Source organism: Rufibacter soli (assembly GCF_054781795.1).
In genome coordinates, this window is record NZ_BAAGTS010000005.1 from 293,261 (window position 1) to 308,305 (window position 15,045).

12 protein-coding genes and 1 pseudogene are annotated in these 15,045 nt (G+C 53.0%); 11 read left to right on the forward strand and 2 right to left on the reverse strand.

What is annotated here, in order from left to right; translation table 11 throughout:
• Window positions 1-124: 124 nt before the first annotated feature.
• The 6 genes and pseudogenes from ACYVJQ_RS15790 to ACYVJQ_RS15815 all read left to right on the forward strand — a co-directional run bounded on the left by ACYVJQ_RS15790 (window position 125) and on the right by ACYVJQ_RS15815 (window position 6,156).
• Window positions 125-1,354: a metallophosphoesterase gene (locus tag ACYVJQ_RS15790; RefSeq protein ID WP_460894076.1), complete on the forward strand. Its 1,230-nt coding sequence runs from the start codon at window positions 125-127 to the stop codon at window positions 1,352-1,354.
• Window positions 1,355-1,616: 262 nt separating this feature from the next.
• Window positions 1,617-2,357: a hypothetical protein gene (locus tag ACYVJQ_RS15795; protein ID WP_460894077.1), complete on the forward strand. Its 741-nt coding sequence runs from the start codon at window positions 1,617-1,619 to the stop codon at window positions 2,355-2,357.
• Between the two features lie 84 nt (window positions 2,358-2,441).
• Entirely contained in the window at window positions 2,442-3,134 is a 693-nt protein-coding gene (locus ACYVJQ_RS15800) for a carboxypeptidase-like regulatory domain-containing protein (RefSeq protein ID WP_460894078.1), read from the forward strand.
• 151 nt (window positions 3,135-3,285) lie between these two features.
• A pseudogene (locus ACYVJQ_RS15805) lies at window positions 3,286-4,263 on the forward strand (PLP-dependent cysteine synthase family protein); the annotation flags it as partial.
• Window positions 4,264-4,453: 190 nt separating this feature from the next.
• On the forward strand, window positions 4,454-5,728 hold the full coding sequence (locus tag ACYVJQ_RS15810) for a sensor histidine kinase (RefSeq protein WP_460894079.1): 1,275 nt from the start codon (window positions 4,454-4,456) through the stop codon (window positions 5,726-5,728).
• On the forward strand, window positions 5,725-6,156 hold the full coding sequence (locus ACYVJQ_RS15815) for a response regulator (protein WP_460894080.1): 432 nt from the start codon (window positions 5,725-5,727) through the stop codon (window positions 6,154-6,156). Before ACYVJQ_RS15810 ends, ACYVJQ_RS15815 begins: the two co-directional genes overlap by 4 nt.
• Window positions 6,157-6,250: 94 nt before the next feature.
• On the opposite strand, the gene ACYVJQ_RS15820 is transcribed toward ACYVJQ_RS15815, so the two are convergent.
• Together ACYVJQ_RS15820 and ade are read right to left on the reverse strand one after the other, a co-directional pair.
• Entirely contained in the window at window positions 6,251-7,090 is an 840-nt protein-coding gene (locus ACYVJQ_RS15820; protein WP_460894081.1) for a sulfite exporter TauE/SafE family protein, read from the reverse strand.
• A 647-nt stretch (window positions 7,091-7,737) separates the two neighbouring features.
• Window positions 7,738-9,384 (reverse strand): adenine deaminase, encoded by a 1,647-nt coding sequence (gene ade, locus ACYVJQ_RS15825; RefSeq protein ID WP_460894082.1) that lies wholly within the window; start codon window positions 9,382-9,384, stop codon window positions 7,738-7,740.
• A 113-nt stretch (window positions 9,385-9,497) separates the two neighbouring features.
• Here ade and ACYVJQ_RS15830 point away from each other — a divergent pair, with 113 nt between their 5' ends.
• The 5 genes from ACYVJQ_RS15830 (at window position 9,498) to ACYVJQ_RS15850 (ending at window position 14,999) form a co-directional block, all read left to right on the forward strand.
• Complete coding sequence (locus tag ACYVJQ_RS15830) at window positions 9,498-9,662, forward strand: hypothetical protein (RefSeq protein WP_460894083.1); 165 nt, start codon at window positions 9,498-9,500, stop codon at window positions 9,660-9,662.
• A gap of 24 nt (window positions 9,663-9,686) precedes the next feature.
• Window positions 9,687-10,382, forward strand: a complete 696-nt coding sequence (cmk, locus tag ACYVJQ_RS15835) for a (d)CMP kinase (protein WP_460894084.1) — start codon at window positions 9,687-9,689, stop codon at window positions 10,380-10,382.
• A gap of 96 nt (window positions 10,383-10,478) precedes the next feature.
• Window positions 10,479-11,372: a 4-hydroxy-3-methylbut-2-enyl diphosphate reductase gene (locus ACYVJQ_RS15840; protein ID WP_460894085.1), complete on the forward strand. Its 894-nt coding sequence runs from the start codon at window positions 10,479-10,481 to the stop codon at window positions 11,370-11,372.
• Window positions 11,373-11,448: 76 nt separating this feature from the next.
• Window positions 11,449-11,991: a DUF502 domain-containing protein gene (locus ACYVJQ_RS15845; RefSeq protein ID WP_460894086.1), complete on the forward strand. Its 543-nt coding sequence runs from the start codon at window positions 11,449-11,451 to the stop codon at window positions 11,989-11,991.
• Window positions 11,992-12,449: 458 nt separating this feature from the next.
• Window positions 12,450-14,999 (forward strand): family 20 glycosylhydrolase, encoded by a 2,550-nt coding sequence (locus tag ACYVJQ_RS15850; protein ID WP_460894087.1) that lies wholly within the window; start codon window positions 12,450-12,452, stop codon window positions 14,997-14,999.
• Window positions 15,000-15,045 lie beyond the last annotated feature (46 nt).

The window sequence follows — 15,045 nt, forward strand, 5'->3', positions numbered from 1 at the left end:
TAAGCCAAAATTTTCTGTACAAGCCAGACGGCCCGCAAATAGTTCACCGCCGCGGGGCAATTTCCCGTACACCTTTCGTTGTAGCAACATAAATTAACAGCCTTATCTCTGCCTTCAGAATTCTATGGTTCGTTTGATCCTCACGCTCTTATTTGTCTTTCTCATAGACGTTTATGTTTTCCAGGCGGTGCGTACCGTGTCGGTGGGGTTGCCTTTCCTGCTGAGGCGGGCCATTTTTGTAGGCTACTGGTCCTTGAGTTTGTTCACGTTGGGCACCTTGCTCATGGCGCTGCTTACCCGTGGCTCGGCGCCCAACCCGGTGCGCATGGAGGTAGCCAACCTGCTCTTTATCCTATTCGTGTCTAAACTGGTGGTGGTGCTTTTCCTCCTGATAGATGATGGCATCAGGTTGGTGCAGTGGGCGTCAAATGCCCTGCGTGGGCCAGAAAAGCCCAAGTTTGATTTGTCCAGGCACACCTTTCTAAGTCAGATGGCGCTGGTGATGGGCGCTATTCCGTTCGGGACGTTGATCTGGGGCATGGTGAAAGGCGCCTATGACTACCAGGTAAAGAAAGTGACCCTGGAGTTTCCCAACCTGCCGGCTTCTTTCCATGGGTTCAGGCTGCTGCAGATCACAGACATGCACTCAGGTAGTTTCCATTCCGGGGAACCGCTGGAGAAAGCGGTGGCGCTCATTAACAAGCAGGCCGCCGATGTGGTGGTGTTCACTGGAGACCTGGTCAACAACGTGGCCTCTGAGGTGGAACCCTACCTGGATATTCTGGCCAAAATCAAGGCGCCCAGCGGGGTTTTCTCTATTCTGGGCAACCATGACTACGGCGATTACGTGGCCTGGCCCACCCATGAGGCCAAAATCCAGAACCTGAACACGCTCAAGCAGCACCATCGGCGCGCCGGCTGGGATTTGCTTTTGAATGAGCACCGGGTGCTGGAGCGCAACGGCGAGCAGATTGGCCTGCTGGGCGTGGAAAACTGGGGCATGCGCATGAATTTTCCCAAATACGGCAATCTGGCCAAGGCCCATGCCGGAGCAAAGGACCTGCCCTTCAAAATACTGCTCACCCATGATCCCTCGCACTGGGACGGCGAGGTGAATGCGCTTTACAAAGACATTGACCTTTCCCTTTCGGGCCACACCCACGGCATGCAGTTTGGTGTCAACATACCCGGGTTTAAATGGAGCCCGGTGCAATACGTGTACAAGCAGTGGGCGGGGCTCTACCAAAGCGGAAAGCAGTTTCTGTACGTGAACGTGGGGCTGGGCTTTCTGGGCTACCATGGGCGGGTGGGGTTTCTGCCAGAAATCACCGTTTTTGAGTTCCGGCGAAGCTAGGCCTTCAGGAGCATAAACATCGCCGGGCGGTAATTTTAGCTATTAATTAGGAGGGAGAGTGCAATTCCTGTTTTGAGGCCGTTTTTAGGAAAACGGCCTCAAAACAGGAATTTTTAATTTTATAGGTTCTTTTTCAGAAACCAGATACTGTGCGTTATTATGAGTAAAGTACAAAAGTGATACAACCTGGGGCCAATAGAACCGTACCAAGGGGGAGACAGGTAACCATTAGGACCAGATGTTTCCTTTAAGATATGTGACTATGAAAAAGCAATTTTTGATTTTGATGGCGGTAGGGGCAATGTCATTTACTGCGTGCCGCGAAGATACTGGCACCTCCACTGAAACCCAGGACAATGACAGCAGCACCCCAGACAACGCCGCCGGCAGTACCCATGACAGTACCTCGGCGTCTAACTATGACTATGATTCTGAGTACCGCGAGCGGGCCAACCGCATGACCTCGCAGATGTCACAGGACCTACGCCTGGACACTGCCACCCAGGCCCGCATCAGAACGGTATTGTATAACCGGGCCCGGCACATGAACGAGTTGGAAACCCGCTACAGCAGCACCAACCGCAGCGCCGGGTACGCCGCCGACTCCAGCAATGAGGGCATGATGGCAGACAGCGGCATGAGCATGCAGGGCAACATGGAAGTAACCGGGTACCCCGAGGATTATCCCACCACTTACTACAATGAACTGGAATCCCTGAACACCAACGTTGACCTGGAAGTGAAGGGTCTGCTTACCCCAGAGCAGTTCAAGACCTATGAAACCAACCGTAACAAGTACTACAGCTCAGAAATGAAGTACAAAGCCCAGGACGGTTCCAAGATGAAAGTAGACGGCGATGAGTCTAAACTTAAGGCTGGTGATACCAAAGTGAAAAAAGACGGCGATGAGTCAAAAATGAAAACTGATAACGCCAAAATAAAACGTGAGAAAGACGAGGTGAAATACAAGTCTGGCGACACTAAAATAAAACTGGAGAACTAACCGTTCTCTAGCTATCTTTGAAAGGCCTGCCCCATAAGAAGGGTAGGCCTTTTTCAATTAAGGTTATTGCTCCTCTGCTACAGTATGGTCAAGCGTTTAGGCTTCTTGTTTTTTATAATTCTTAGTACTCTGGTGGCGCAGGAAGGAGCAGCCCAAACCACCGGGCACAGCATTTGGGTAAGCGGCCAGGTGTTGCAGGAGAAAGACAAGACGCCTATTGCCGGTGTATCTGTGTACCAGAAAAGCACCGGGCAGGGGGTAGCTACCAATGAGCAGGGCACGTTCCGGCTGCAGATTCCGGCCTCAGATACCCTGGTGTTCAGAGCGCTGGGCTATAAAGAGAAAACGTATGTGCCTGCCCTGCGCAGCGTCACCGAGCTCAGGGTGAATATCTTGCTGCAGCAGGAATCTGTGCAGCTGAAAGAGGTAAAAGTGTCGCAGCAGGCTACGCCCGAGAAGGTAGACCGTGTGCTGCGTAACATGAAACCCCGGCCGGCGCCTCCCAAACCCCGGCTAAATCCCCAAATTCCGGTGCTGCTTATTCCGCCGGGCCCGCCTGAGCCCGCAGACCCCATCCTGAGTCCGCTTACGTTTCTGTATGAGCAGTTTTCCAAAGAGGGCCGGCAGCGTAGCCGCGTGGCCAAGCTTATGGCAGAGCGTGAGCGCCAGAAGGAGCTGGAGCGCATAATCATAAGGCAAGATTCCATTCGGCAGGCCCGTCTGCGCTATAACCGTTTCTTCAGGGACACCACCAGCTTCTATGACCCCCGCTGGTAAGCAAGCCACGGACGCCACTCCCTTGGTCTAGAATTTTTTGGTTACCTTTGCAGCTGCTTTTTGCAGGAGGTAAAAACCAGCAGAACAGGGCGGTTATAGCCATGACGTATGCTCACGCGGCCGCTCCTTCCACCTATCACTCATTAACACTATGTATTTCAACAATATTATTGAGGCCATTGGCAACACCCCGTTGGTGAAGTTGAACAGCGTCACAGACGGGATCAAAGCCACCGTGCTGGCCAAAGTGGAATATTTCAACCCAGGTAACTCCGTGAAAGACCGCATGGCCCTGCGCATGGTGGAAGACGCCGAGAAAGCGGGCATCCTGAAACCGGGCGGAACCATCATTGAAGGAACTTCAGGTAATACCGGGATGGGCCTGGCCCTGGCTGCCATCGCCAAAGGCTACAAGTGCATCTTCACCATGTCAGACAAACAGAGCAAGGAGAAGGTAGATATTTTGAAGGCCGTGGGCGCCGAGGTGATCGTTTGCCCCACCAACGTGGCCCCTGAGCACCCAGATTCCTATTACTCGGTGGCCAAGCGCCTGAACCAAGAGATCCCTAACTCGTTCTACCCTAACCAGTATGACAACCTCTCCAACACCGCAGCCCACTATGACACCAGCGGCCCCGAGATCTGGAAGCAGACCGACGGTAAAATTACCTGCTTCGCGGCAGGCGTTGGCACCGGCGGCACCATCTGCGGCATCTCCAAATACCTGAAAGAGCAGAACGCAGATATTAAAGTAGTTGGCCTGGACACCTACGGCTCTGTGTTCAAGAAATACAAAGAGACCGGCATCTTTGACGAGAACGAGATCTATCCTTACAAAACCGAGGGTATTGGCGAAGACATTCTGCCCAAGAACGTGAACTTTGACCTTATTGACACCTTCATTAAGGTAACCGACAAAGACAGCGCGATCATGACCCGCCGCCTGGCCAAGGAAGAAGGCCTGTTTGTGGGCTGGTCCTGCGGGTCGGCTGTCTACGGCGCCCTGGAGTACGCCCGTGAGCACCTCACGGAGAAGGACGTGATGGTAGTGGTATTGCCAGACCACGGCACCCGTTATCTGGGCAAGATCTACAATGATGACTGGATGCGCGAGCAAGGCTACCTGGACTAGATTTCCGTTTTAAGGCCGTTTTTCAGAAAACAAGCCAGAATTGGTGTTCTGCTTTATAGGCGGGAGATCGGTTCTGGCTTTTTATCTATGGGCCTTTCTGCTACATTTGGGAAAAGAGGCCCCTGGAGGAAAACATTATAGGGGGGAAGGCCGTTTTTATTCAGATTATACTTTCATGGACAAAACCGTGCTTCTTTATCAGCTGCCCCAGCAAATACCCACTAGCGTCTCTGCCAAGGCCAAAGGGCTGGAAGGTCTGTTTCTGGCCAGTGAGCTTCTGGTGGTCACCGCTTTTCTCATGGTGGCGGCTATTCTTTTCTACCTCACCTTTAAGCGCGAAGACCGGGAACGCCGGCTGGTATTGCTCCTGTTTGGGGTAATTGGGTTAATGGGCGGCGTGGTGCACTTATTCAGTTTCTTGGTAAATGACCGGTGGCTGGAGCCCTTGCTCATTGTAAAGCTGATATTAGGCCTTATTGCCAACGTGGCCGCGGTTATGTTGTTCAAGGCCATTCCCAATCTGTTGGCCATTCCCAGCTTTAGCCAGCTAAGCAGGACCAACGTGGCCCTGCGGGAGCAGATAGAGGAGCGCCAGAAAATAGAAATGGCGCTGCAGGAGGCCAAGCAGACCCTGGAGAAGCAGGTGCAGGAACGCAGTGCCCAATGGATTACCGCCAACCGTGACCTGGAAGAGGAAATCAAGAAACGGCAGAAGGCCGAGAAAAAACTTATCACCAAAAACTACCAGCTGGTCAAGAAAAACGCTGACCTGGACGACTTTGTCTACTACGCCTCACGTGACCTGAAGGGACCGGTCCTGAACGTAACGGGACTGGTGCAGGCCATCAGGGAAGACCTGCCGCCAGACAACCCGGAGCTCAACCAGCTCTTCGCCCGCCTGGATGACTCTGTGGCCCGCATTCACCGCAAACTCAACAACCTAGCCGAGGTAAGCCGCATTCAGAAACCCATGGAAGAGGCACAAATGGGCATGGTATCCTTTGCCGAGGTACTGGAACAGGTAAAAGCCAGGCTAGCCGAGCCCCTGCAGGCTTCTGGTGCTGAGCTGCAGGTAGACTTTACGGGTGCCCCCGAGGTATTCTTCTCCAGAGACAACCTCTTTAGCCTGCTTTACAACCTGCTGTCTAACTCCATTAAGTACCGTGAGCCGCAGCGGCCTCTACAAGTTTCTCTTTCTTCTTCCCTTGAAGACGGCTACATAGTCTTGCGCGCCCGGGACAACGGCATAGGCATAGACACAACCAAATACGGCCCTCAGCTGTTTTCCCTGTTCCGGCGGTTCCATGACCACGTAGAAGGCAGCGGCGTAGGGCTTTACATCATAAAACGCATTATGGAAAACAACCGCGGCAAGGTAGAGGTGGAAAGCGTGATAGGCGAGGGCACCACCTTTCAGCTGTATTTTGTAAACCATCTTAAAGCCACCGCTACACGCGCATGAAAAAAATAAACGTTGTATTACTCATTGATGATGATGATACCAATAACTTCCTCAACCACCGCCTGCTCAGCAGGATGAAAATCACAGACAGGATCAAGGAATTCCGGAACGGGAAACTGGCCTTTGACTATTTGTATGCCGTAAGCCAGGGCCACGTAGAGGCTAGCTCTACGGACTATTTCAAGCCGGCCCTTATCCTTCTGGACATCAACATGCCGGTCATGGATGGGTTTGAGTTCCTGTCCTTGTTTGAGAAACTGGACTCCGGTTTCCGGAAAGACGTGGTGCTGGCCCTGCTCACTACGTCAGAGCACGCCCAGGACACCGAGCGCGCCGCCGCCGGCCACATCGCCTACCTCACCAAACCCCTCAACGAAGAGAAAGTGCAGTACCTCCTGGATACCTATTTCCAGGAAAAGGAAGACTAATGAGCCAGTTTCCAAGATGGGCGTTTTAAGCCTGTTTTCATGAAAACGGCCTTAAAACAGAGACTTGGGAAAGGCGCCAGGCTGAGGCGCTGCGCTAAAACTCGTACTTGAGGAAGATGTGCACCAGCACGCTGGCCCCGGCCAAAATCAACCCAATGCCAATAAGCCGTTCAGACGATTTGCGGGAGGAGGGGAACTGTCCCTTTTTGAGGGTTTTGCCCAGCAGGGCGCCCACCGCAAAGGCCAGCATCAAAGGCAGACTTAGGGCCCAGTTAATATTGCCCAGCCAATAATGCGAGGAAATCCCCGAAAGGCTGGTGATGATGAGAATAAACAAGGAGGTGGAGATGGCAATCTGCGAGGGGATGTTGAAGGCCTTGATCATAATAGGCGTCTGCAAGAAACCGCCCCCAATCCCGAACAGCCCCGCAATAGTACCCGTGCACAGCCCCAGAAATGCCATAAGACTGCCGTTTAACCGGTAAGCTAGGTGCTTGCGGTGGTTCTTCCGGATAAAGGACGTGGGCATGCGGTTGATGCGGTACATCATGCCCCGTTTACGCGTCTGCTCCTTGCGGTAGGTGGCCAGCATGTAAATGCCAATGGACAGTACAAACAGCGCAAAGAACACCTGCATGGGCAGCACCGGAATATAGGCCACCAGAAAAGCCCCAATCACGGTGCCTAGCATGGCCGGCAACTGTAGCAAAGAGGCTACTACGTAATCAATGCTTTTCTCCCGGAAGTTAAATAGCGAGGCCACCAGCGCCCCCGGCAGCAACGCGCACATGGCACTGCCAATAGCCAGTTCAATAGGGAACTGGAAGAAAATGATGAGGATAGGCACCAGAAACACCCCGCCCCCAAAGCCCACCATCGTCCCGAAGGCGCTCACCACTACCCCCACTAAAAATAGAAGAATTTCTGTAATCAAGCTGTTGGGTGTAAATGACCTGGACGGAGAAAGAAGGCGTAGGGCAAAAGAACCCTGGGGCCGGCCCGGCGCAAAGTAAGGGCTTTCATGGCCTTCTCCTAAATCCTCTATTGGCTTACTGCCTTGCCGGGGAATGGTTGTTGAAGATAGAAAGAGTCAGCGCGTTTTGAGCCCCTTTTTCCAAAAACAGGCTCAAAACGCCGATGAGAATAAGCTGACCATTCTTTACCCACAGCTCTTTCGGAGTTCCACTCCGGAAGTACCCGGCTGGGGAGTTCTACTCCCCTACATATGCCCATGGCTCCCGGCGGAGTAGAACTCCGCAGCAGGAAGGTCCGGGAGTAGAACTCCCGAACAGCGAAGCTTGTGGGAAAACTCTAAGGTGCTTACTCTTCCGCTTTTCTAGTTCGCCTAGAAGGTCCTTAAGGAGGACAATAAAAATATATGGGACACTGAGTCTAAAATGAGGGCTTACTTCCGTCACGCTCACGCATTCCGTCCCCCTTTGAAGGGGGTAGGGGGATGACTTACTCTTGCTGATAAATGCGTTTTAAGCCCGTTTTTTCCAAAACAGCCCTGAAACAGAGCAGCCTTCCAGCCTTGACTTTGGCCAAGGGTAATATGCCCGCCTTTTACTGCAAGGTTCTTTACTCCTCAGCAATCACCTCTACAAACTGAAAGTTCTGCCCGTCAAACAGGCCTTTGTCGGAGAGTTTGAGGGCGGGTATCACCAGTAAAGCCATAAAGGAAAGCGTCATGAATGGGGAGTTGAGGGTAGAACCCAGGTCTTTGGCGGCCTGGTCCAGTCTAGCGTACTGCTCCGCCACCCAGTATCCATCCTCAGCAGACATGATTCCGGCCACGGGCAGGGGAAGCACTTCCTCGCGGGCGCCGTCTACCGCCGAGATGCCGCCTTTGGCGTCAATGAGCAGGTTCACGGCGCGGCAAATGCTCTCATCGTCCACGCCAACGGCAATGATGTTATGGGAGTCATGGCCTACGCTGGAGGCTATGGCGCCGCGCTTCAGCCCGAAGTTCTTGATAAAGGCAATAGCGGGCTCAGTGTTCTGGTAGCGGTTCACCACGGTCATCTTCAGGATGTCAAAATCCACATCACTCACCAGGTTGCCGTCTTCCACCTTGCCGTCAATAGTGACCTGACCCGTGATCAGTTGGCCGTCATATGGTTCAATGACGCGTATTTTGGTGGGGCCTTCGGCGGGCAGCCGGAACTGTGCCACGGTTTTGCGTTCCGCTAGAAAATTATTGATGGTCTCGCTGGGCGTGAATTCAATTTTGCTCTTCCCGTTTTCGGCTACCAGCTTTCCGTTGATATAGGTCTGCAGGATGTTGAAGTTCTGGGGGTTGTCAATGACAATAAAATCGGCGGGGTCTTTTTCCTGGAGCAGGCCCACTTCCAGTTTGTAGTGTTGCACTGGGTTCACGCAGGCAGCCTGCAGCACATGGAACAAATCATGTCCTTTGGCCAAGGCGCGCTTGACTAGTTCATTGATGTGGCTTTCCACCAGGTTGTCTAGGTGCTTGTCATCTGAGCAGAACATGATGTTAGCCGAGTGCTCTGTGAGCAGTTCAATCAAGGCCTCAAAGTTTTTGGCGGCGCTGCCTTCGCGTATCAAGATCTTCATGCCCACGGCCAACTTGTCCAGGGCCTCCTCGGCGGTGAAGCACTCATGGTCGGTGGTGATGCCGGCGGCAGCGTAGGCGGCGGCCTGTTCACCGCGAAGGCCGGGGGCGTGGCCATCTACCTGCTTGTCAAACTTCTGGGCTAGGGTGATCTTCTGCATCACCAGCGGGTCCTGGGCCAGCACACCGGGCCAGTTCATCATCTCGGCCAGGTACTTGACCTCGGGACGAAGGAACAATTCCTCAATGTCTTCGGGCGTTATCTCAGCGCCAGCGGTCTCAAAGGGCGTGGCCGGTACGCAGGACGGTGCCCCGAAGAAGAATTTGAACGGTACCTTCTTGCCGTTGTCCAACATATATTCCACGCCTTTAAGGCCCAATACGTTGCCAATCTCATGCGGGTCTGAGACGGTGGCCACCGTGCCGTGCACCACGGCCAGGCGGGCAAACTCAGAGGGTACCAGCATGGAGCTTTCCACGTGCACGTGGGCGTCAATGAACCCGGGCAGCAGGTACTGCGTTTGCGAGACGGGTTCCCGAACAATGCGGGCAATCTGGCCATCCGTCACCTCTACGGTGCCCTGGAAAATCTCCTGGCGCAACACGTCTATAATGTTGCCGCTTACTTTGAAAAACCTGGGTGTAGCCATGAGGTGTGTTTTAGAGGTGTTTTAAGAAAATCGGGCCCGAAACAGGGATAGTACTAAAATCCCGTGGCGGTTCCGGCAGATAACGTGTATCTTTGCGTCCAAAGTTAATGGTTTTGAGAAAGTTTTTTTCCTTTGGGTTGATCTGGTGCCTGGCGCTGGGGGCGGTAAGCCCTGCCTGTACGCACAAATCTTCGTCCTCGTTGAGCAAGAAGACCAAAAGTTACCAGCGCCAACAGCGCTCGGGCAAGGGAATTCCCTGCCCCACCAAAGATTGCTAATCCTCAATTTCCCTAAGGAAAGGTATGAAGAAAATTGTAGTAGCGCTTGACGGACACTCCTCCTGCGGCAAAAGCACCACCGCCAAGCAAGTGGCAAAAGAATTAGGCTACGCCTACATAGACACCGGGGCCATGTACCGGGCGGTTACCCTGTATTTTCTGGAGCATTATATTGACCTCACCAACCCTAAAAAGGTGCAGGAAGCCTTGAGTAACATTGAGGTGACCTTCCACAGAAACCCCAAGAACGGCCGCAATGAGGTGTTTTTGAACGGCCTGAACGTGGAAGACGAAATACGCAAGATGTACATCTCTGAGAAGGTGAGCGAGGTGAGCGTGCTTGCCCCTGTGCGGCACGCTATGGTGGCCGAGCAGAAGAAAATGGGCAAGCGCCGCGGTGTGGTCATGGACGGCCGCGACATCGGCACCGCCGTTTTCCCAGACGCTGAGGTAAAAGTGTTTATGACTGCCGATGTGGACACCCGCGCCCGTCGCCGCCAGGAAGAACTGCTGGAGAAAGGCCAGATGGTGCCGTATGACGAGATTGTACAAAACCTGAAAAAGCGTGACCATATTGACTCTACCCGCGCCGAAAGTCCATTGCGCCGCGCCGAAGATGCCCATTTGCTGGACACCTCGCACATCACCATTGATGAGCAGGTAGATTTTGTATTGGATTTAGTGGCCTCTGCGCAGGTGCAGATAGAACTAGCCAGGTAAACGATTTGTTAAAAAGTAAAGTAAGAAGAGCGTCAACCAGGATTTCCCTGGCATGATTTGTCTAATGTCTTACCTCTTGATACTTGTGTCCTTGATATGAACGTAACCATAGATAAAAACTCAGGCTACTGTTTTGGGGTAGAGTTCGCCATTCAGATGGCCGAAGATGAGTTGGAGGAAGTGCCCGAACTGTACTGCCTGGGTGACATTGTGCACAACAGCATGGAAGTGCAGCGTTTGTATAACAAAGGCCTGCGCATCATTGACCGCGAGCAGCTGCAGGAACTCCGTGACTGCAAAGTCCTGATCAGGGCGCACGGCGAGCCGCCGGAAACCTACCAAACTGCATTAGAGAATAATCTGGAGCTTATTGACGCCTCTTGCCCGGTGGTGCTAAAACTGCAGAACCGCGTCAAGCATGCCTATGATAACGTGAAAACCCAGAACGGCCAGATTGTGCTCTATGGGCAGCAGGGCCACGCCGAGGTGATTGGCCTGGCCGGCCAGACCCGCAACGAAGCCATTGTGGTGACCACCGAGGAAGACCTGGATCAACTGGACTTTACCCGTCCTATTACGCTGTTCAGCCAAACCACCAAGAGCACCAAAGGCTTCTACAAGATGAAGGAGCTTATTGAGGAGCGCGTGGCCGCCGCCCGCACCACCGGCGGTGAAACTTTCACCCTGGATGCCAATGACAGCATCTGCCGCCAGGTGTCTAACCGTGAGCCGCAGCTAGACAAGTTCGCGCAGCTGCATGACGTGGTTATTTTTGTAAGCGGCAAGAAAAGCTCTAATGGCAAGGCGCTGTACGCGGTGTGCCAGCGGGTAAACCCGAACAGCTACTTTGTGGAGAACGCCCAGGAACTGGACATGGCCTGGTTTAAAGACGCTGCCTCTGTAGGTATCTGCGGGGCCACTTCTACGCCTATGTGGCTGATGCAGGAAGTGGCAGACGCCATTCAGGCCCAGCACCAACCGGTGGCGTAGCCGTAAAAACAAAATATTAGAGAATGAGTATATTGGAAAGCCCCGGAGACGGGGCTTTTTTCCTATCTTCCTGAACATGAAACGACTGCTGCGCTATTTTTTAAATGGCTTTCTGATTGTAGCCCCCATCTCACTTACCGTTTACATTATTGTAGCCATCATTAATTGGCTGGATGATCTTTTCTGGTTGCAATACCCTGGGCTTGGCCTGCTGCTGATTATCCTGCTGGTGACCATAGTGGGGTTTGTAGGCTCTTCCTTCCTGGTGAAGCCCTTCTTGGTAATCACCGAGCGGGTTATGAACCGCCTGCCCCTGGTGAGTATGATCTACTCCTCGCTCAAAGACTTATTTGATGCCTTTGTAGGCGAGAACCAGAAGTTCAACCAACCGGTTCTGGTGAAAATGACCCAGTACCAGGACACCTTTAAACTAGGCTTTGTTACGCAGCCTTCCATGGAAGCAATTCACCTGCCAGAAAAAGTGGCCGTTTATTTCCCGCACTCCTATAACTTCTCCGGTGAGCTTTTTCTGGTGGACCGGGAGAATGTGACGTACCTGGACATCCCTAGTGGGGAAATGATGAAGTTCATTGTGTCTGGGGGCGTTTCCAGTTTATAGGTCCTTCTGTTTTGAGCCTGTTTTTTGTAAAATAGACTTAAAACAGAAAAACCTGCCGCAAGTTTAGCGCTAGCGTAACTTGTGGTTTTTAATTTTAGGGAGTTTTCAACTCCCTTTCTTCTGCCGGGAAATAAGGCATGTTGCAAGTACATGGGGTACGTAAGTTTATAAACTTACTCTAGGGCAAGCCACAAGTTACGCTAGCGCTAAACTTGCGGCAGAATACCAGAAACCCCGTTTCGGGGCTGTTTTTGAGAAAACAGCCCCGAAACGGGGTTTGTCTTTATGAGCCTACAGCAGGCAGGATATTTGCAATAAACCGCTCAGGAAACAGAAATATGGGACGGTTGTGATATATTTAGGCATCGGGAAGAGGAAGTGTTGCACCATTTTGGGAAACGTCCTGCTCTTTTTCCAGTTGTAGTCGCGTATTCTGTTCAGTAAATTCTATATCCCTCATGAAGTACCTTCTCTTTGTTTTTCTAAGCCTTTTCTCGCTTTCCTCTGTGGCCCTGGCGCAAACAACAGGCGCTAAAAAAGTACAAGCCAAACAGCTTCACCTGCTCTGGGAAGTGCTGGAGGAAAAGTACCAGGGTAAAAACCAGACCTTGTCCAGGCTCACCATCCAGAACAAGGGCACAGCGCCGTTACCGGCCACGGGTTGGAGCCTGTATTTCCATTCCACGCCTTCGTTCAAGGCTAACGCCGCTGAGGCACCCGTGAAGGTAGAGCCCATCAACGGTGATCTGTTGCGCATGGAACCAACCGCTGTTTTCAAGGCCATTCCGGCCGGGGCCTCGCAGAAGATAGAGTTTGTAGCCGCTGGCCAGATTCCCAATGACTATCGTACGCCCAAAGGCTTTTACCTGGTCTATGACGATAACAAAAGCCAGGGCCATGCAGTGGAAGTGGAGATTAAGAAACCTACCCATAACAGCATCAACTGGATTACGGCCGATGGCATTTACCAGCAGAACAGCCTCATCAAAGACCTGCCCGCTGACAAGCTGACCAAGGTTTTCCCTACGCCTACAGAGTACCAGGAGACTGGCCAGACCTTTACCCTAACCGCTAATGTGCCGGTGGTCACAAACCAGGCTTTTCAGAAAGAGGCCAACCAACTGGCAGGGCACCTGGCCACCGTGTTCGGGAAGAAGCCGGCGGTGACCACCACCGGAACCGGCAAAGCCATTAGGTTGCAGCAAAAGATTGGCCTGGGCCCCGAAGGGTATGAATTGGCGGTGAGTCCGCAGGAGATACTCATCTCTGCCACCACGCCCACCGGGGCTTTTTACGGTACCCAATCCCTGAAGACCTTGCTTCCGCCTTCGGCGTTAGCCAAAAAACAGACCTCTGTGCCTGTGGCCGGGGTGTTGGTGAAGGACAACCCCAGGTTTGGGCACCGCGCGTATATGATGGATGTGGTGCGTAACTTCCAGAAAAAGGAGCAGGTCCTGAAAGTGCTGGATTTGATGGCGCTTTACAAACTCAACGTGCTGCACTTCCACCTGAATGATGATGAGGGCTGGCGCATAGAGATACCGGGCCTGCCCGAACTTACCCAGGTAGGCGCCCGTCGCGGCCACACCCTGGATGAGAAAGAATTCCTGATTCCTGCCCTGGCCTCTGGGCCTGATGCGGCTACTTCTACGGGCAGCGGGTACTACAGCAAGAAAGACTTTATTGAGATCCTGAAATATGCCATGGACCGGCACATTAAAGTGATTCCGGAGATAGAAACCCCTGGTCACGCCCGGGCCGCCGTCAAGTCAATGGATGCCCGCTATGAGCGCCTCATGAAGGCCGGCAAAAAGGCCGAAGCCGAGCAGTACATGCTGCGCGATGTGAACGATAAATCGGTGTACCGGTCGGTGCAGTATTTCAATGACAACGTCATAAACGTGGCCTTGCCGTCTACCTATGCTTTCCTAGAGAAGGTAACGGATGAGTTGCTGGCCATGTACAAAGAAGCTGGGGCGCCTATTGAGACCATCCACTTTGGCGGTGACGAGGTACCCAACGGGGTGTGGGAGAAATCGCCGGTGGCGCAGAACCTGATTGCCAGCAACCCCAAAATGAAGACCGTAGATGATCTGTGGTATTACTTCTTCGGGAAGGTGAACGACATGCTCAAGGCGCGTAACCTCTACCTGTCGGGCTGGGAGGAAATTGGCCTAAGCAAGGTGCGCACCAACGGCCGCCTGAGCTACGTGCCCAACCCAGATTTTGTGAAGGAGAACTTTCATGTGGATGTCTGGAACAACCAGGGCAACAACATTGATCTGGCCTACCGTATGGCCAATGCCGGTTACAAGGTAGTCCTGACCAATGTGTCGCATTATTACTTAGACCTGGCCTATCAGCGCGAATATGATGAGCCCGGCCATAACTGGGGCGGCTACGTGGACCTGGACAAGACGTTCTACTTCATTCCGTTTGACTACATGAAAAGTATGCGGGTAAGCGAAGACAACCAACCTCTCTCAGCTACCGTGCTTTCTTCTTATGCCACTAAAGAGCAGTTGAAACCAGAGGTCCGCGCCAACATTGTAGGCCTGCAGGCCCCGCTCTGGAGCGAAGCCGTACGTACCCCTGAACGCCTGGAATATATGCTCCTCCCCAAACTGCTGGGCTTAGCCGAACGCGCCTGGGCCACAGATCCTGCCTGGGCCACCAACCCTGAGTCGGACCAAAGCAAGGCCGCCTACGCCCAAGATTGGTCTGCCTTCGTGAACGTGTTGGGCAAACGCGAGCTGCCCCGCCTGAGCTATTACGCCGGTGGCTTCAACTACCGCATTCCTACTGCAGGCGCCAAAGTGGAGAACGGCAAAGTAGTGGCTAACGTGCAGCTGCCCGGGTTCACCATTAGATATACCACCAACGGCACCGCGCCTACGGTGAAAAGCAAGGTGTACACAGGACCTATTGTGGAGAAAGGGAAAATTTCCCTGGCAGTCTTTGACGCCGCAGGCCGTAGCAGCCGGGTGACGACGGTGGAGAATAAGTAGGTACTGGTCTTTATCAATTAGATCGCCTTTACTGCCTTAGTTAATG

Bases quoted from the DNA above. Each gene is read 5' to 3' on its own strand.
- ACYVJQ_RS15790 (WP_460894076.1), top strand. From the start codon at position 125: ATGGTTCGTTTGATCCTCACGCTCTTATTTGTCTTTCTCATAGACGTT.
- ACYVJQ_RS15795 (WP_460894077.1), top strand. From the start codon at position 1,617: ATGAAAAAGCAATTTTTGATTTTGATGGCGGTAGGGGCAATGTCATTT.
- ACYVJQ_RS15800 (WP_460894078.1), top strand. From the start codon at position 2,442: ATGGTCAAGCGTTTAGGCTTCTTGTTTTTTATAATTCTTAGTACTCTG.
- ACYVJQ_RS15815 (WP_460894080.1), top strand. From the start codon at position 5,725: ATGAAAAAAATAAACGTTGTATTACTCATTGATGATGATGATACCAAT.
- ade (WP_460894082.1), bottom strand. From the start codon at position 9,384: ATGGCTACACCCAGGTTTTTCAAAGTAAGCGGCAACATTATAGACGTG.
- cmk (WP_460894084.1), top strand. From the start codon at position 9,687: ATGAAGAAAATTGTAGTAGCGCTTGACGGACACTCCTCCTGCGGCAAA.
- ACYVJQ_RS15840 (WP_460894085.1), top strand. From the start codon at position 10,479: ATGAACGTAACCATAGATAAAAACTCAGGCTACTGTTTTGGGGTAGAG.
- ACYVJQ_RS15845 (WP_460894086.1), top strand. From the start codon at position 11,449: ATGAAACGACTGCTGCGCTATTTTTTAAATGGCTTTCTGATTGTAGCC.
- ACYVJQ_RS15850 (WP_460894087.1), top strand. From the start codon at position 12,450: ATGAAGTACCTTCTCTTTGTTTTTCTAAGCCTTTTCTCGCTTTCCTCT.